Annotated in this window: 15 protein-coding genes, 1 tRNA gene and 1 pseudogene; 11 read left to right on the forward strand and 6 right to left on the reverse strand. The window is 53.9% G+C overall.

Annotation, left to right across the window (positions count from 1 at the left end; genetic code table 11):
- Positions 1-7 precede the first annotated feature (7 nt).
- A complete protein-coding gene (locus tag LX66_RS20425; protein ID WP_145716996.1) occupies positions 8-412 on the forward strand; it encodes a DUF4260 domain-containing protein in 405 nt (134 codons plus the stop codon).
- 75 nt (positions 413-487) lie between these two features.
- On the opposite strand, the gene LX66_RS20430 is transcribed toward LX66_RS20425, so the two are convergent.
- Positions 488-1,336, reverse strand: a complete 849-nt coding sequence (locus LX66_RS20430; protein ID WP_145716998.1) for a sugar phosphate isomerase/epimerase family protein — start codon at positions 1,334-1,336, stop codon at positions 488-490.
- Positions 1,337-1,525: 189 nt separating this feature from the next.
- On the opposite strand from LX66_RS20430, the gene LX66_RS20435 reads away from it, so the two are divergent.
- The 4 genes from LX66_RS20435 to LX66_RS20450 all read left to right on the forward strand — a co-directional run bounded on the left by LX66_RS20435 (position 1,526) and on the right by LX66_RS20450 (position 6,361).
- A complete protein-coding gene (locus tag LX66_RS20435; protein ID WP_145717000.1) occupies positions 1,526-2,620 on the forward strand; it encodes a vWA domain-containing protein in 1,095 nt (364 codons plus the stop codon).
- A gap of 86 nt (positions 2,621-2,706) precedes the next feature.
- A complete protein-coding gene (locus tag LX66_RS20440; RefSeq protein ID WP_145717002.1) occupies positions 2,707-4,224 on the forward strand; it encodes a sigma 54-interacting transcriptional regulator in 1,518 nt (505 codons plus the stop codon).
- Positions 4,225-4,252: 28 nt separating this feature from the next.
- A complete protein-coding gene (locus LX66_RS20445; protein WP_145717004.1) occupies positions 4,253-5,563 on the forward strand; it encodes a Gfo/Idh/MocA family protein in 1,311 nt (436 codons plus the stop codon).
- Between the two features lie 129 nt (positions 5,564-5,692).
- On the forward strand, positions 5,693-6,361 hold the full coding sequence (locus tag LX66_RS20450; protein WP_244620472.1) for a 3-keto-disaccharide hydrolase: 669 nt from the start codon (positions 5,693-5,695) through the stop codon (positions 6,359-6,361).
- On the opposite strand, the gene LX66_RS20455 is transcribed toward LX66_RS20450, so the two are convergent.
- Positions 6,356-6,844, reverse strand: coding sequence for a GNAT family N-acetyltransferase (locus tag LX66_RS20455; RefSeq protein WP_145717007.1), 489 nt, complete (start codon positions 6,842-6,844; stop codon positions 6,356-6,358). The genes LX66_RS20450 and LX66_RS20455 overlap by 6 nt on opposite strands.
- 66 nt (positions 6,845-6,910) lie before the next feature.
- A tRNA-Cys gene (locus LX66_RS20460) sits at positions 6,911-6,981 on the reverse strand.
- Between the two features lie 164 nt (positions 6,982-7,145).
- On the opposite strand from LX66_RS20460, the gene LX66_RS20465 reads away from it, so the two are divergent.
- Together LX66_RS20465 and dapF are read left to right on the forward strand one after the other, a co-directional pair.
- Positions 7,146-8,030 carry a nucleoside phosphorylase gene (locus LX66_RS20465; RefSeq protein ID WP_145717009.1) on the forward strand — a complete coding sequence of 295 codons (885 nt, stop codon included), beginning with the start codon at positions 7,146-7,148 and terminating at the stop codon, positions 8,028-8,030.
- A 14-nt stretch (positions 8,031-8,044) separates the two neighbouring features.
- The gene (gene dapF, locus LX66_RS20470; protein ID WP_145717010.1) at positions 8,045-8,833 is read left to right on the forward strand and encodes a diaminopimelate epimerase; all 789 of its coding nucleotides are present in this window, start codon (positions 8,045-8,047) and stop codon (positions 8,831-8,833) included.
- Positions 8,834-8,913: 80 nt separating this feature from the next.
- Here the strand turns inward: dapF and LX66_RS28660 are convergent.
- Positions 8,914-9,018, reverse strand: a pseudogene (locus LX66_RS28660) (hypothetical protein); the annotation flags it as partial.
- Between LX66_RS28660 and LX66_RS20475 the strand changes: the two are divergent.
- From LX66_RS20475 to LX66_RS20490, 4 genes are all read left to right on the forward strand, one after another.
- Positions 8,969-9,865, forward strand: coding sequence for a magnesium transporter CorA family protein (locus LX66_RS20475; protein WP_407643607.1), 897 nt, complete (start codon positions 8,969-8,971; stop codon positions 9,863-9,865). The pseudogene LX66_RS28660 and the gene LX66_RS20475 overlap by 50 nt on opposite strands.
- 126 nt (positions 9,866-9,991) lie before the next feature.
- Positions 9,992-10,441 (forward strand): NUDIX domain-containing protein, encoded by a 450-nt coding sequence (locus LX66_RS20480; RefSeq protein WP_145717014.1) that lies wholly within the window; start codon positions 9,992-9,994, stop codon positions 10,439-10,441.
- Positions 10,442-10,662: 221 nt separating this feature from the next.
- Positions 10,663-13,830, forward strand: a complete 3,168-nt coding sequence (locus LX66_RS20485) for a SusC/RagA family TonB-linked outer membrane protein (RefSeq protein ID WP_145717016.1) — start codon at positions 10,663-10,665, stop codon at positions 13,828-13,830.
- Positions 13,831-13,854: 24 nt separating this feature from the next.
- Complete coding sequence (locus LX66_RS20490; RefSeq protein WP_145717018.1) at positions 13,855-15,531, forward strand: RagB/SusD family nutrient uptake outer membrane protein; 1,677 nt, start codon at positions 13,855-13,857, stop codon at positions 15,529-15,531.
- Between the two features lie 129 nt (positions 15,532-15,660).
- Here the strand turns inward: LX66_RS20490 and LX66_RS20495 are convergent, their stop codons facing one another.
- The gene (locus tag LX66_RS20495; protein ID WP_145717020.1) at positions 15,661-16,437 is read right to left on the reverse strand and encodes a queuosine precursor transporter; all 777 of its coding nucleotides are present in this window, start codon (positions 16,435-16,437) and stop codon (positions 15,661-15,663) included.
- The gene (locus tag LX66_RS28200) at positions 16,434-16,586 is read right to left on the reverse strand and encodes a hypothetical protein (RefSeq protein WP_158642694.1); all 153 of its coding nucleotides are present in this window, start codon (positions 16,584-16,586) and stop codon (positions 16,434-16,436) included. The genes LX66_RS20495 and LX66_RS28200 overlap by 4 nt, the downstream gene beginning before the upstream one ends.
- Positions 16,587-16,743: the final 157 nt, after the last annotated feature.

Below are 16,743 nucleotides of genomic sequence, written 5' to 3' on the forward strand. Positions count from 1 at the left end.
TTAACGAATGAAAAATATTTTACGGTGGGAAGAAGCAGCGTTGCTGCTTCTTTCGCTGTTTTTATTCCGGCTGCAAAGCCCCTATGCCTGGTGGATCTTCGCCGCCTGTTTCCTCTTACCGGACATCAGCATGCTGGCCTACCTGGTCAATAACCGGGCCGGGGCCTGGGTATACAATCTGTTTCACCACAAGGGAGTGGCCATCGGGGTCTACCTGCTGGGATATTACCTGGGAAATGATGTATGCCTGTTTACCGGCCTGCTGCTCCTGGGGCACGCTTCCTTTGACCGGGTGATGGGGTACGGGTTAAAATATATGACCAGCTTTCACGATACGCATTTGGGAAAGATTGGAAAGGAAAATTCCAAATCCCAAATACCAAATCCCAAAGGGCAGGCAGACCAGCAATAACATTGAAAGCCCGCCATTAATCAGGCGATTGCCTCCATTTTGGGATTTGGTATTTGGAATTTGGGATTTTCACCCCTACAATTTATTGACCACTGATCTCCAGAACGCAGCGCTCTCCTTTACCTCCGGCACACTGTTCTCCCAGTGGTATTCATATTCTGCGGAGAACAGGCCGCGGAACTGTTGTTTCTTCAGCTCTTTCAGCACACCGGGTATATTGCTCACGCCGTTGCCCCACACCACGTCATGCGCCTGGCGTGATTTTTCATGCATGTCCTTCACGTGCAGGCTCAGCACATGGCCCTGCAGCTTTTTAATGCACTCCACCGGGTCCAGGCCGGAGCGCACCCAGTGGCCAATGTCCGCGCAGGCGCCAAACAGCGGGCTCCTGCCCTCTACAGCCGCCAGTACGCTGTCCGGGTGCCAGTAATGGCTGGGCCGCGGGTGGTCATGAATGGCCACCTTGATCTGATATCGGTCGCACAGGCTGGAGATCAGGTCCCAGTGCTCGTTCTTCGGCTCGGCGGTGATCACCTGTATACCCATTTCCTTCGCAAAGTCAAACACCTGGCGCCATTCCTCCTCATCCTTGGGAGACACGACTCCATAGCCTACCAGTTGCTTGTTCTTCTTTTTGAACAGCGCCTTCAGCTTTTCGCGGGTGGAAGCGTTCATCCGGAAATCCGTGGTGCCCTCGATACCGTCGCCGATACGCTGGCTGGAATAGCACTCCACGTAGTGGATACCGCAACTGTCCATTTTGTCCAGCGCCTCGGCCAGGGTAAAGCGGTTAAAGGTATACGCCTGTGCGCCCAGCATCCATCCCAGCTCATGCTCCATGTTCTGGGCCTTCGCCTGCCGCTCCCCTGCCGTAATGGCCAGTACGCCGGCCAGCAGGAAAGCATTCATCAGTTTTTTGATCATGTATTTGTTTTTTAATTAGATGGTTGAATATCAGAACCGATCAGTGGTGAAAAATAGTCGGTTTTACCGGGAAAAGCAAGCCGCCCGTCACGATGCCCGTCCATTCGCAGTGCTGGCGCCGGCTATCCCACTCCACTCCCTACTGTTAACTTTTTTCTGTAATTTTAAAAATGACAGGAGGTTTTTAAGATGCGAGGAATACAATTTTCCAGGTTTGTGCCTGGTGAGAATGACAAATCGCCGTTTGAGCAGTTACTGGACCTTTTCACACAGCTCCTTACCTACACCAGCGGCGATGTAACGGAAGCCCTGCAATGGCTGACAGAACTGGATAAAGAATATAGCCTGACCAACGAAGAGTATGGTATAGGCGATTTTATACAGGAGCTGAAAGACAAAGGCTACATCCGTGAAAATGAAGAAAGCGGCCAGATCAGCATTACCGCGAAAACAGAACAGGATATCCGCAAAAAAGCGCTGGAAGAGATCTTCGGCAAGCTGAAAAAGTCCACCATCGGCGATCATAATATCCGCAAATCCGGCCAGGGCGATGAACTGAATGCAGACACCCGCGCCTACCAGTTTGGCGATCCCCTGGAACAGATAGATGTGACCGCTTCCCTGCGGAACGCACAGATCAACCATGGCATCGATGCCTTTTCCATCAGCCAGGACGACCTGGAAATAAAGGAAACCGACTTCAAAACGCAGACATCCACTGCCCTGATGATCGACATTTCCCATTCCATGATCCTGTACGGCGAAGACCGCATTACGCCCGCCAAAAAAGTGGCTATGGCGCTCAGCGAGCTGATCACCACCCGCTATCCCAAGGATACGCTGGACATTATCGTGTTTGGCAACGATGCCTGGCAGATAGAGATCAAGGACCTGCCCTACCTGCAGGTGGGCCCCTTCCACACCAATACGGTGGCGGGCCTGGAGCTGGCCATGGACATCCTGCGCAGGCGGCGCAATCCCAACAAGCAGATATTCATGATCACCGACGGCAAGCCTACCTGCCTCAGGAACGGCAAGCAATATTACAAGAACAGCTTCGGCCTGGACCGTAAAATACTGAACCGCACGCTGAACCTGGCCGCGCAGTGCAAGAAGCTGAAAATACCCATCACTACCTTTATGGTAGCCACCGATCCCTGGTTGCAGAAATTCGTAACGGAATTTACCGAAACCAACAACGGGAAGGCATTCTTCTCCGGCACCGATAAACTGGGACAGTTCCTGTTCTATGATTTTGAAAGCGGGAAGAAGAAACTGTTATAATATAATGTGCAGATATGCAAATGTGCAGATGTGCGGCCGGCATCCGCACCTGTTAATTATTAACTCTTAATTATTAATTATAAGGGATGAACAAGAATATAAATACGCTGGGAGAACTCAGGAAGAGCGGCTATAGACCTAAATCAGTAAAGGAAGAGATCAGGCAGAACCTTATCTGCAAACTGCAAAAGAAAGAAAGTACCTTCCCGGGCATCATCGGTTATGAAGATACCGTGATACCCGATACGGAAAGGGCCCTGCTGTCACGCCACAACATCCTCTTCCTGGGGTTGCGCGGGCAGGCCAAAACGCGTATGGCCCGGCAGATGATAGACCTGCTGGATGATTATATACCCGTGGTGGACGGATCTGAAGTGAACGACGACCCGTTTAACCCGCTGTCCCGCTATGCCCGCGACCTGGTAGCGGAAATGGGCGACCTGACCCCCATCTCCTGGCTGCCCCGCGAAGCCCGCTACGGCGAGAAGCTGGCCACCCCGGACGTGTCCGTGGCAGACCTGGTGGGCGATATAGACCCCATCAAGGCGGCCAACCTGAAATTAAGCTACGCAGACGAAAGGGTGATCCACTTCGGCATCATCCCCCGTTCCAACCGCGGCATTTTCGTGATCAACGAGCTGCCGGACCTGCAGGCCCGCATACAGGTGGCCCTGTTCAATATCCTCCAGGAAGGGGATATCCAGATCCGGGGCTTTAAGGTGCGCATGCCGCTGGACATCCTGTTCGTATTCACCGCTAACCCGGAAGATTACACGAACCGCGGCGCTATTGTAACGCCGCTGAAGGACCGTATAGAAAGCCAGATCGTTACCCACTACCCGAAGAACGTGGAGAACTCCCTCCTGATCACCGAACAGGAGGCCGACGTGCACGAGGAGCAGAAAGGTAAAGTGCACCTGGCCGATATGGTGAAACGCCTCATTGAGCAGGTAGCCTTTGAAGCGCGTAACAGCGAGTACGTGGATAAAAAGAGCGGCGTGTCCGCCCGCCTCACCATCGCCGCCTACGAGAATGCGGTGAGCGCCGGCGAGCGCAGGGCCATCCTCAACCGCGAAAAGGAAACCTACGTGCGCATTGCCGACCTGCAGGGCATTGTGCCCGCTATTACCGGCAAGATCGAGCTGGTATACGAAGGCGAGCAGGAAGGACCGCAGCAGGTGGCCTACAACCTGCTGGACAAAGCCATGCGCACCCTGTTCGCACAGTACTTTCCCAATCCCGATTCCTTCAAGAAACGCAAGCAGCCCGCCAATGCGGCCGCCGGCCAGGATAATCCCTACCGCGCCGTGATACAGTGGTTTGACAAAGGCAACGCCGTGCACCTGCTGCAGGACATTAGCGACAAGCAATACGAGACCTCCCTGCAGAAAGTGGATGGGCTGAAAGAGCTGGTAAAATCAAAATTCCCGCGCGCCAGCGGCAAAGAGCAGCTACTCATGATGGAGTTTGTGCTGCATGGCCTGGCCGCCTATTCCCTGATCAGTAAAAAGATGGTGGAAAATGAAACCCGTTTCAGTGATCTCCTGGGCACCATGATGAACTTTACAATGGGGAACGAAGAGACCGAAGAGGACACTTTTTAACAACTAATAACTAATAACAGTCTGCGTTATGAACAATTCCAGGAGAGATTTTATCCGCTCGGCTTCCACCCTGGTAGCCGCAGCCGCCATGCCTTCCGCATTGCATGGCCTTCCGAAAATGGTGGCCCCCAGCGACCGCCTCAATGTAGCCGCCATTGGCATCAATGGCATGGGCTGGGCCGACCTGAACGCCCTGCTCAAGATCCCCGGCGTGCAGTGCGTAGCCCTCTGCGACGTGGACAAGAATGTGCTGGACAAACGGGCCGCAGAGCTTGCACAGCGCAATATGAAAGTGAAGACCTACGGCGACTACCGGCAACTGCTGGAGAACAAGGACATTGACGCGGTAGTGATCGGCACGCCGGATCACTGGCACTGCCTGCAGATGACGGAAGCCTGCGCCGCCGGCAAAGACGTGTACGTGGAAAAGCCTATCGGCAACTCCATCGCGGAATGCCGCGCCATGGTAGCGGCCCAGGAGCGCCACCAGCGCGTGGTGCAGGTGGGCCAGTGGCAGCGTAGCCAGCAGCACTTTAAGGATGCTATTGACTTTGTATATTCCGGCAAGCTGGGCCAGGTGCGCCTGGTAAAGGCCTGGGCCTACATGGGCTGGATGAAGTCCATCCCGAAACAGCCCGACGGTACGCCCCCGGCCGGCGTGGATTACGCCATGTGGCTGGGCCCCGCGAAAACAAGGCCCTTCAATCCCAACCGCTTCCACTTTAACTTCCGCTGGTACTGGGACTATGCCGGCGGCCTTATGACGGACTGGGGCGTGCACCTGCTGGACTATGCCCTGCTGGGCATGAAAGCGCAGCATCCCATATCCATTATGGCGGCCGGTGGCAAATTTGCCTATCCCGATGACGCGGCGGAAACACCGGACACCCTTACCACCGTATATCAGTTTGACGGCTTTAATATCCAGTGGGAGCACGCTATCGGCATAGACGGCGGCCCCTACAGCCGCGACCACGGCATTGCCTTTATCGGCAACAATGGCACCCTGGTGCTGGACCGCGGCGGCTGGGAAGTGATCCCGGAAAAGGAAAAGGACACGCCTAAAATGGAAGCCGTGCCCCGCCGTGCCCGCGTGGATAACGGGCTGGACCTGCACGCGAAGAACTTCGTGGAAGTGGTGAAGTCCCGCAATTTTGCGGACCTGAATGCCCCCATACAGGCTGGCGCCAATGTGGCCATCAATGCACAGATGGGCAACATCGCCTTCAAAACCGGCAAAAAGATTTACTGGGACGCCGCCAGCGACCGCTTCAAAGACAACGCCGCCAATCAACTGCTGGCTGCGGAATATCATAACGGATACAAACTACCGAAATAAATGCGCAACACTTTGCTTACTGCAGCCTGCATGCTTTTTGCTCTATCCGCATGCATGCAGCCCACCGACAATGCACAACAGGAAAAGGCCGGAGCGGATTCGGCCGCTAAACCCGAAAACAATGCCGACATGAAGCCAGAGGATACCGAGGTATGGGAGCCCGTGCCTAAAGTGATCACGCCGGGCGATGCCACCAACACCGCTCCCGGCGATGCCGTTGTATTATTTGACGGCAAAAACCTGGACCAGTGGCAGGCCGAAGATGGCGGCCCCGCCAAATGGGAGTTAAAGGATGGCGTGGTAACCGTGGTAAAAGGCGCCGGCACCATGAAGACCAAACAGGACTTTGAGGATTTCCAACTGCACATTGAATGGCGCACGCCCGCCAAAGTAGAGGGCGAAGGCCAGGGCCGCGGCAACAGCGGCATCTTTATGCAGGGCCTGTACGAGCTGCAGGTGCTGGACAACTATAATAACCGCACCTATTCCAACGGGCAGGCCGGCAGCTTTTACAAGCAGCGGATACCGCTGGTAAATGCATGCAGGCAGCCAGGCGAATGGCAGACCTATGATGTAATATGGACAGCGCCGCGCTTTAATGCAGATGGTTCGCTGAAATCACCGGCGCGTGCTACGGTATTGCAAAACGGGGTGCTGGTACAAAATAACGTGGAGCTGGATGGACCTACTTTATATATCGGGAAACCGGCCTATAAACAACATGGGCCCGGCCCCATCGTCCTGCAGGACCACGGCAATCCGGTAAGTTACCGGAACATCTGGGTCAGGACCTTATAAATTGTCCTCTTCCAGCATCATGGACAGGTATACCGCGTTGCTGATCGGGTTGTCGTAATAGGCGGCAATCGGCTGAAAGCCCAACGCGGTATACAGTTCTATGGCCGGTCGCATATGCGCCAGCGTATCCAGCAGCATCCGGTGGTAGCCCAGTTCCTTACCTGCTTCAATGGCCTTGGCGGCCAGCGTTTTGCCCAGGCCCTGTCCTTTATAGGCATCGCGTACGAATAAACGTTTCATTTCGCAGGTGGTGTTGTCAAACCGCCGTACCGCTACGCAGCCGGCCGGCTGCCCGTCCACTTTAGCCAGGAATAACGCCCCTTCCGGAGCCATATAGTTATTGGGCAGGGCCTGCATCTCTTCCTCGAAACGCTGGAAGCTGAGGTCCACGCTCAGCCAGGCCGCGTACTCCCGGAAAAGCGCTTTTACCTGCTCTATATCGGCTGGAAGGCTCTTGTCAGTGATCTGAATGATTTCGAGCATACTTATATTTTTGGGTGTCCCTTTAACGCGAAAAGCCTCCTGAGTTTCAGAAGGCTTTTTTTTGGGAGGTACCGAGCGGAGTCGAACCGCTGTAAAAGGTTTTGCAGACCTCTGCCTAGCCACTCGGCCACGGTACCAGTCCTGTTTTTCTTGATCCTCCTATCCGCCTCAGGCGAATTCGGAACCATCGATTTTTGTAGGACTGCAAAAGTAGGCAATTTTGGATATTTAGCAAATAAAATATATAGATTATTGGTAACAATGCCATATTTGCATAATAATGCAGCAAAACCCAACAACTATGCAAGCACCCATCGCAGCATCGGAATTCATTCTCAACAGCCGTGGCGCAGTATACCACCTGGACCTGCGCCCGGAGGAGCTGGCCCCTACCGTTATCACCGTGGGCGACCCGGACCGGGTGGAGCAGGTAAGCCGGCATTTTGACAAAGTGGAAGGCATATTCCGGCACCGGGAGTTTGTGACCCACACCGGCTACATCGGCAGCAAGCGCCTCTCCGTGGTATCTACCGGCATTGGCACGGACAATATTGATATTGTGCTCAATGAGCTGGATGCCCTGGCCAATATTGATTTTACCACCCGCCAGGTAAAACCGGCGCTCACCCGCCTGCAGATCATCCGCCTGGGCACCTCCGGCGCTTTGCAGGCGGATATCCCGGTAGATGGGCTGGTGGTGTCTTCTCACGGCCTGGGGCTGGACAACCTCCTGCCCTGGTACGAAATGGAAAGCACGCCCGCCGAAACCGCCCTGCTGGAAGCCTTCAGCAGCCAGGTACCCCTGCGCCCCGGCAGCGCCCGTCCTTACCTGGCCGCGGCGGCGGATAGCCTGTTGCCGCATTTCCGGGAAGGTTTTCATACAGGGATCACCGTTACCTGCCCCGGCTTTTATGCTCCCCAGGGCCGCGCACTCCGCGGGAAGCTCTCCCACCCCGCCCTGTTGGAGCAGCTCACCGCCTTCCGGCTGGAAGACCATCACATCACCAATTTTGAAATGGAGACCGCCGGCATTTACGGCCTGGGCCGGGTGCTGGGGCACGACTGCCTTTCCATCAGCACCATCGTGGCCAACCGTATCCGGCAGGAATTCAGCAAAGACGGCGCCGCAGCGGTGCAGAAGATGATCGGGACCTGCCTGGGGATCATTGCAGGCATGAATTATTAATTTAATTTTGCAGTATGCAAGTGCACTTCTACAAATACCAGGGAACCGGCAATGATTTTGTGATCATGGACAACCGGGATGGCCGCTATGACGGGCTTACACAACAACAGGTGCACCACCTCTGCCACCGGCGCTTTGGTATTGGAGCGGATGGATTGATGCTGCTGAACAACCAGCCCGGTTATGATTTCGGCATGAAATATTACAATGCCGACGGCAACGAGGGCAGCATGTGCGGCAACGGCGGCCGCTGTCTCGTGGCCTTCGCCCGTAAAATGGGCCTGCAGCAGCCGCAGCTCCGCTTCCTGGCGGTAGACGGCCCTCACGAGGCTACCATGCAGGGAGAAGACTGGGTGAACCTGAAAATGCAGGATGTGGACTGGGTGGAACAAGGCCCCCTTTACTATTACCTGAATACCGGCTCCCCCCATTTTGTAAAATATGTGGACGGGATACAGTCCCTGGACGTATACACCGAAGGCCGGCAGATACGTTACAATGACAGGTTTGCAAAGGAAGGCACCAATGTGAACTTTGTACAGCAGCAGGACAATGGTATTTTTGTGCGCACCTACGAACGCGGTGTGGAGGATGAAACCTACTCCTGCGGCACCGGTGTAACCGCCGCCGCGCTTACCTCCGCCGGGAATGAAGCCACCACCTACCGCGTGCCCGTGCAAACACTGGGCGGCCACCTCGAAGTACGCTTTACCAAAACCGGCGAGCGTTCCTTTACGGATATCTGGCTCTGCGGTCCTGCCCTGCTGGTGTTCGAGGGGCAGTTAATAATTAATAATGAATAATTAATAATCGCAGCAGTTGTGTTTCACCTAAACACACGTACTTCGGACATTCTTAATTATTAATTGTTAATTATTAATTATTATTGCGCGCGGATGATCCAGTATTTCATAAATAAAGAAGGTCGAACGGTAGAGATCCATGAGCCGGAAAACGGCGCCTGGGTGAATATTGCACCGCCGCTGAAACAGGCGGAGTTCGAGCACCTGTCCGAGGAACTGGATATTCCCCTGGACTTCCTCACAGACTCCCTGGATATCGACGAGAAATCCCGTTTCGAGCTGGAGGACGATGTAAAGCTGATCGTTATCAAAACCCCCACGGAGAATAACTCCATTAACGAAAGCGACGCTTACTACATCACCATCCCCATCGTGATCATCCTCACCCACAACCAGATTATTACCGTTAACTCTTTTGATAACGCAGCCATCAAGAAGTTCCTGAACACCTTTCACAACCGCCACCCCGAAAAGCGGAACATGATGGTGCTGAAGATATTTGAAAAGGTGGTAATGAATTTCCTGGACTACCTCAAGGAGATCAACCAGCGCCGCAACCAACTGGAGCAAAAGCTGTATGACAGCAACCGGAACGAGGAGCTGCTGTACCTGATGCGCATCCAGAAAAGCCTGGTATATTTTGTGACCGCCCTCCGCAGTAACGAGCTGGTGCTGATGAAGCTGGAGCGCACCAACTTCCTGGGGCTGAACGATGATGAAAAGGAATTCCTGAATGACCTGATCGTAGACACCTCCCAGGCCCTGGAAATGGCCAACGTGTATACCAACATCCTCAGCAGCACCATGGACGCCTTTGCCAGCATCATCTCCAATAACCTGAACCTGGTGATGAAGCGGCTCACTTCCATTACCATCGTGCTTACCTTTCCCGTACTGGTATCCAGCATTTACGGCATGAACGTGGATATTCCCTACCAGCACTCCCCGCACGCATTCTATATACCGGTGATCCTTTCCATCGTTATTTCCGTGATCATGAGCTGGTACTTCATGAAGAAGAAATGGTTCTGAAGAATTAATAATTAATAATGAAGAATTAATAATTATTGATTCAGTCTACCAATTAAATTACCGGTGTCTTATATTTATTTGTGGATTGTTCCGCGATTATTAATTATTAATTTCTAATTATTAATTATGTCTTGTTTTAATGTGCGCGTCTATGGAATACTGTTCAATGAGCAAAAGCAGGTGCTGGTCAGCGATGAGTATATCCGCGGCGGGTATTATACCAAGTTCCCCGGCGGGGGCCTGGAATTCGGGGAAGGCACCCTGGACTGCATTGTACGGGAGTGGCAGGAAGAGCTGACCCAGGAGGTGGAAGTAGTGGAGCATATCTACACTACCGATTTCTTCCAGATATCCGCTTTTGACAATACCTCGCAGATCATTTCCATCTATTACCTGGTAAGGCCCGTATCCCCTTTCACCGCTCCTATACTCAACCAGCCTTTTGATTTCGAGATACCGGAAGGCATTACCGAAGTGGAAGGCGTGCGCTGGATAGACTGGGAGCAGTTCTCCGCCGACAGTGTAACCCTGCCGATCGATAAGGTAGTGGCCACCCTGCTGAAAAGCAAATACTGAAGCCGTTTTCCTATCTTCCTTCGTATATAAACCGCGTTATCCCCGGTCCAGTCCCACCCCGGCCTTTATGGGTCCGCACTCTTACATATTATATATAATTAAATGATTGCTTTTTGAAGATAATTATATTATTTTTCGAAAGGCGGTACTAGAAAAGTATAGAAATATAACTTTCTATAATCCAACCATATCAACCAAAATCACTCCTAAATCCTATTCACATGCTAAAAAAATTAATGTTTATTTTCTTAGCTGCCCTATTGTTTACAACCAACTCTTTTGGGCAAAAAGTACCAATCTCCGGGAAAGTCTTTGATGAAACAGGTGCTCCGGTTATCGGGGCCACCATCGTGGAAAAAGGGACCAAAAGCGGTACCATCACACAACCCGATGGGAGCTTTATATTGTCGGCAAAAGCCAATGCCATCCTGGTAGTATCCGCCATTGGCTATGCCCCGCAGGAGGTAACCGCCAACGGCGCTCCCCTGGAGCTGCAATTACATGTGGACACAAAGTCCCTCGGCGAAATTGTGGTCACCGGCGTAGGCGTGGCCACCAGCAAAAAGAAACTGGCTTTCGCCGTGGAATCGGTCACGGCCGACAAGCTGCCCCAGGCGCCCACGGCCTCGGTGGACCAGGCGCTGGTAGGCAAAATAGCCGGCGCCCAGATATCCAGCACCAGCGGCGTGCCCGGCGCCCCCACCAACATCCTGCTGCGGGGCATCAACACCATCAATACCAGCGGCCGCGGCACATCTCCCATGATCATGCTGGACGGCATACAGCTCAGCGCTACCAACCTGAACAGCATCGACCTGCATACTATTGAGCGGGTGGAAGTGGTACAGGGCGCTGCTGCCGCCACCATTTACGGCGCACAGGGCGCCAACGGCGTGATACAACTGTTCTCCAAAAAAGGAAAGCCCGGTAAAATGCAGGTAGACGTGTCCTCCAGCATATCCCGCAACGAGGTGCTCAACGTAGGCGGCCTGCGGAAAGCCAGGTATCACAACTTCGCCACCAATGCCGCCGGCGAGGTGATCGGCTCTTCCGGCCAGCCGCTTTCCTGGGACCCGGATCGCGGCCTGTATGCGGAAAATGTTATTTATAATTCACTGGACCCGGAAGGGAAGCTGGAAAAGCCCTACGACCAGAACCTGAAATATTATGATCATTTTAAAATGTTCTTTCGTCCCACCACTACCTACAACACGTCTATCGTAGTATCCGGGGGCAGCGAAAGGATGGACTATGCCCTGGCCGTGTCCAACAATCACCAGGAAAGCATTTTCCGGAACAACGGTTACTTTGACCGGAGCAACTTTTCCGCCAACATCGGCGCTGAGCTGTACAAGGGGCTGCAGCTCAGGAGCATCACCCAGTTGATCTATACCAGGAATACCATAGAGAACCAGAACGTGATCTATTCCATCAACAATGCCCGCCCCTTTGCCAATTACGATGAAAAGATGAGTGATGGCAACTACTCCTATTACTATGGCGATGCCGTAGGCGTAAATGCCGCCAATCCCAATTTCTACAGCCAGTATTCCGATGCCGCCGGCAACAAGGTGGACCTGGTGCAGACCTTTAACCTGAACTACCGCCTGCCCCGCTTCCTGGAGCTGGATATGAAATACGGCATCAACTACCAGCGGAACGACTCCACTTTCATTTATGGCGACCAGTCCGCCAACCTGAACGTGATAGACCAGTCCGGGTGGCTCTCCAACTACAACAACACCAATGCCTCCGGCGAAAGGGAGGCGCATACGGTAAATATATTCTTCCAGCACTTTACCAGCACCGCTACCTTTAATACCGATTTTCAGCAGGATTTCAACCTGCGCCTGCCCATCCGCACCTCCACGATGGTGGCCTTTGACTGGCGGTACAATAAGTTCAAACAGTACATCATTCACGGGGAAGGCACGCCTTCCTTTTACCCGCACACCCTGGCCGACTATAGCACCAGGAACATAGATGCGGATTATACAGAGCCTTTCGTCACTTTTGGCTACCTGGTGAACCAGCGTATTGAATATGGCGATATTGCCGGTGTTTCCGGCGGCTTCCGGAGCGATTATTCCTCCGCCTTCGGGCAGGGCTCCAAGCCCTTTACTTTTCCCCGGGGCGACGCCTACCTGAGGTTGTCTTCATTCAATTTCTGGCAGAACGGCAGCGTGGCCGGCATCATACCCGAGTTCAAGCTGCGGGCGGCCTATGGCGAGGCGGGTATCCAGCCCGGCCCTTTCCAGCGCTATGCCGTGCTGCAGCCTAAAAGCGTGGGCGCCGGCAGCGTGCTGTACCCCGCCCCCTCCCAGCGCAATCCCGGCCTGGATGTAGAAGTGTCGAAGGAACTGGAGGTCGGCGCCGACCTGTCCTTTGCCCTGCTGAAGGGCAACTGGCTACAGCACGCAGCTTTCTCGCTCACCTACTGGAAGCGCAGCACCAACAATGCCATCTATGATGTGGACGCAGCGGCCTCCTCCGGCATCGGCACCATCGTGGACAACGCTTTTTCACTGGAATCCAAAGGCATACAGGCATCGCTGAACATTGGCGTATTGGCATCCGGGGACTTCTCCTGGGATTTTACCACCAACTTCAGCAGGCAAAGCTCCGAGATCACGGAAGTAAGCGGCAACCCGGTAGTGATCATTTCCGCCGCCGGCAGCACCAATTATGTGCTGGCCCCCGGCCTGAAAGTGGGCCAGATATTCGGCAACAAGGCCATCCACTCCCTCGATGCTACCGATGCTAACGGCAACCCCTATATCCCGGACGCGGAAAAAGGCGAGTATGAAGTGGCCAGCAACGGCTATGTAGTTAACAAAGCCACCAAGCAGCCCTTCTTTACGCCGGAAAAATCCAGCTTCGGCGATCCCAACCCGAAGTTCAACATGTCCTTTATCAACTTCTTCACCTTTAAGGACTACCTGAGCTTTTCCATGCAGTGGGACTGGGTGCACGGCAGCCATCTCTATAACCAGACCAAGGAATGGATGTACCGCGACGGCATTCACAGCGACTATGAAAAGCCTATTACCATTAATGGCGAAACCGGCGCCTGGACCGCCTTTTACCGGGGCGCTTACCAGGTGCAGGGCTTTAACGGCACCAAGGATTATTTTTATGAAGATGCATCCTTTATGCGCCTGCGCAACATATCCCTGGGCTTTGATTTTGCCCGCTTCTTCCACATCAAAGGCATCCGGAAGATACAACTGATGCTCACCGGCCGCAACCTCGTCACTTTTACGGACTATACCGGCATGGACCCCGAGGTCAGCTCCGGCAACGTGAACTCCCCCTGGGACCGCGGCACAGATCACAACACCATGCCCAACTACAGGTCCTACCAGGTAGGACTGAACCTTGGATTCTAACGTAAAACGCTAAACGTAACAACTATGACTATCCGCAACATAAAAACCTCCTTTTCCATCCTGGCCGTATTATACGCCTTTATGGCCTGCAAAAGCCAACTGGACATCAATGACCCGAACCAGCCTTCACCGGGAAGCTCCGCCACGGAAAGCGGCATCCTGTCCCTGGGCCAGGGCGTGTACGCCAGCGGTTTCTATGACATGAAATACTATGACGGCGTAATAGGCCGCTTCTGGTCCGGCGCTGTCGGCTTCCACGAGCAGATGGGAGATGTGATTGGCATGGAGGCCGCCAATGAGTATATGAACCAGTTGGGCTGCCCGGACAAAGTGATCCTGGACGACGGCACCGTGGTGCTGAGCCCCGGCTTCCCGCCCAAACAACTGGCATTGATCCGCGCCATCAACAATAACGGCGAGGCCGGCAACAACCCGCTGATCTACGAATGGGCCTATATGTACCAGATGAACAAAACCTGTAACTACGTACTGTCCGTGCTGGACCAGGTGAATTTCTCCGGCGACGCTGCTACCAAAAAAGCGGTGGTAAGGGCCTGGGCCTACTGGTGGAAAGGTTATGCCTATTCCAGGATCGGCTCCATGTACTATGCCGGTATCGTAAATGATGATCTGAACGTAGCGGAGGAGCCTACGGCCACCAATGGCAATTACCTCTCTAAGGAGGCCATGATAGCCGCGGCCAATGCCAGACTGGATACAGCCGCGGCCATCCTGGGCACGCTCAGCGCCAATGCGGATTATACCGCTACCCTGGGCAAGCTGATCCCTTCCTTTTTCCAGGTAGGCAAAGGTGGCGCTTTAACACCGGACGCCTGGATCAGGAACATCAACACCCTGAAAGCCCGCAACCTGCTGGTGAATACCACCGTGGAGGCCATGCCCGCTTCCCGCTGGGACAGCATCCTGACCCTGGCCAATAACGGCATCCGCCGGAACGACCTGGTATTTACCGGCCGCTCCGACCAGTTGGGCGACCTGATTGCCGCGGCCAATGGCACCGTAGCCGCACGGGCCACCAGCAGCTCCCCCGGCGGCGGTGGCTACAAGATCAGCGAACGCCTGGTACAGGATTACAAGCCCGGCGACCAGCGCCTGGCCAATAACTTCGTGGAAGGCACCACCTGGATCGGCAATACCGACCGCGGCAACTCCTTTAATACCAAACATGCCCTGGTGGACGGCGGTAAGGGCCTGGCCGGCGTGATCGTGTACAGTAACCGGGATGTAGGCGCCACGGAACTGTACCTGGCAGGCACCTGGGAAGAGAATGAGCTGATGAAAGCGGAAGCCGCCATGTACCTGGGCAACTTCAGCCCCGCCAGTATACTGACCGGTATGGCGCTCATAGATGAAGTACGGAGCTACCAGGGCGCCGGCCTGCCGCCCACGGTGGCGCTGACAGCGGCCGAAGCCAAAGAGGAGCTGCGCAGGGAAAGACGGGTAGGCCTGGTGTTTCGCGCCCTCTCCTTCTACGACGCCCGCCGCTGGAAAGTGATCGACCCGGTAGCGCAGGGTGGCGGCCGTAGCGGCTGCGTGGTGATAGACAATGCCGGTAATATCAACACCAATGCCACTATTGAATACGGTTTCCTGGATTACTGGGATGTGCCGGACAATGAGCTGGCCAGCAACCCGCCGGCAGCCGGCAGCGCAGCGGTGATGAACCCGAGAACGGAGTAAACTCGTCGTTGCGGGACGCCGCGCGGCCATAAATGGAGGGCGCCGAAGCAATCTCCGGCATTGCGTGAGATTGCTTCGGCCTGCTACCCGCAGGCCTGTTGCGCGGGGCCTCGCAATGACGATACTTCATTATTCATTGCTAACTCCCATCGCCGCCGCCTTCATCTTCGCCGTAGTCTCCTTGCCGAAGTAATTTTCTATGCGTTTCTCGGCAACATAAATGACGGGGGTAAGCACAATGGCCATAGTGAATTTATAAATATAGTTCACTACCCCGATAGCCAATATCTGCTGCCAGGTAAATTTCCCGCTGAAAGCAATGAACAGCACAATATAGCTGTCCACCAGTTGGGAAATAACAGTAGAGCCGGTAGCACGTAGCCATATATGTTTTTCGCCGGTACGCTTTTTTATCTGGTGGAACACGGTAACGTCCACGATCTGGCTGACCAGGAAAGCTACAAGGCTGCCGACGATAATACGCATGCCCTGGCCAAATATGCCGGCAAAGGCATCCTGCATGTTGGGAATGCCGTCCGCTACTCCCCCGCCAATCCAGAAATCTGCCGGCGGTACACCTATAGCGAAATAGAACATCAGGAATGCGTAAGATATCAGCGCTACCGCCGTATAGGAAATACGCCGCACGGCTTTGGGCCCGTAATATTCATTCACGATATCCGTCATCACGAATTCCAGCGGCCACAGCAGCACCCCACAGGTAAGGTTAAACGATAACCCGCTTTGCCCGAAGATGGTGAAGGTATGCACGGGCAGGCCCAGCAGCTTTTCCAGGGAAAATATCTTGCCGCCTATACATTCTGCGATCAGCGCGTTGGCTACAAAAAAACAGGAGAAAATGACAAACAGTTTGGTGGGTTTGTCTTTCAGGATGTTAGTGATCATACCAGTATTTGAACAATCAATATAATAAGGTTAAGGATAAGCAAGTAACCCGGAAGTTCCGCCCAGCTTACTTTACGGGCCAGCAACAGGATGATGGCCAGCAGGCTGGTAATGATATTGGCCGGCAGGGCAACGAGATATCCCAGCACAACCATGTGTTTAAAAACAGGTGAAAGATCTCCGCTTTGCTCCGTCATGCGCAGCAGCCACCCGGCTAAATAACAAAGATTGCATATAAATACGAATTTCAACAAAAATTTAACCAGGCGCATGAGATTAAATTATATATTAACAGCACGTAAAATA

The sequence above is a fragment of the Chitinophaga japonensis genome (assembly GCF_007830125.1).
GTDB lineage: Bacteria > Bacteroidota > Bacteroidia > Chitinophagales > Chitinophagaceae > Chitinophaga > Chitinophaga japonensis.

Bases quoted from the DNA above. Each gene is read 5' to 3' on its own strand.
- LX66_RS20425 (WP_145716996.1), top strand. From the start codon at position 8: ATGAAAAATATTTTACGGTGGGAAGAAGCAGCGTTGCTGCTTCTTTCG.
- LX66_RS20430 (WP_145716998.1), bottom strand. From the start codon at position 1,336: ATGATCAAAAAACTGATGAATGCTTTCCTGCTGGCCGGCGTACTGGCC.
- LX66_RS20435 (WP_145717000.1), top strand. From the start codon at position 1,526: ATGCGAGGAATACAATTTTCCAGGTTTGTGCCTGGTGAGAATGACAAA.
- LX66_RS20440 (WP_145717002.1), top strand. From the start codon at position 2,707: ATGAACAAGAATATAAATACGCTGGGAGAACTCAGGAAGAGCGGCTAT.
- LX66_RS20445 (WP_145717004.1), top strand. From the start codon at position 4,253: ATGAACAATTCCAGGAGAGATTTTATCCGCTCGGCTTCCACCCTGGTA.
- LX66_RS20450 (WP_244620472.1), top strand. From the start codon at position 5,693: ATGAAGCCAGAGGATACCGAGGTATGGGAGCCCGTGCCTAAAGTGATC.
- LX66_RS20455 (WP_145717007.1), bottom strand. From the start codon at position 6,844: ATGCTCGAAATCATTCAGATCACTGACAAGAGCCTTCCAGCCGATATA.
- LX66_RS20465 (WP_145717009.1), top strand. From the start codon at position 7,146: ATGCAAGCACCCATCGCAGCATCGGAATTCATTCTCAACAGCCGTGGC.
- dapF (WP_145717010.1), top strand. From the start codon at position 8,045: ATGCAAGTGCACTTCTACAAATACCAGGGAACCGGCAATGATTTTGTG.
- LX66_RS20480 (WP_145717014.1), top strand. From the start codon at position 9,992: ATGTCTTGTTTTAATGTGCGCGTCTATGGAATACTGTTCAATGAGCAA.
- LX66_RS20485 (WP_145717016.1), top strand. From the start codon at position 10,663: ATGCTAAAAAAATTAATGTTTATTTTCTTAGCTGCCCTATTGTTTACA.
- LX66_RS20490 (WP_145717018.1), top strand. From the start codon at position 13,855: ATGACTATCCGCAACATAAAAACCTCCTTTTCCATCCTGGCCGTATTA.
- LX66_RS20495 (WP_145717020.1), bottom strand. From the start codon at position 16,437: ATGATCACTAACATCCTGAAAGACAAACCCACCAAACTGTTTGTCATT.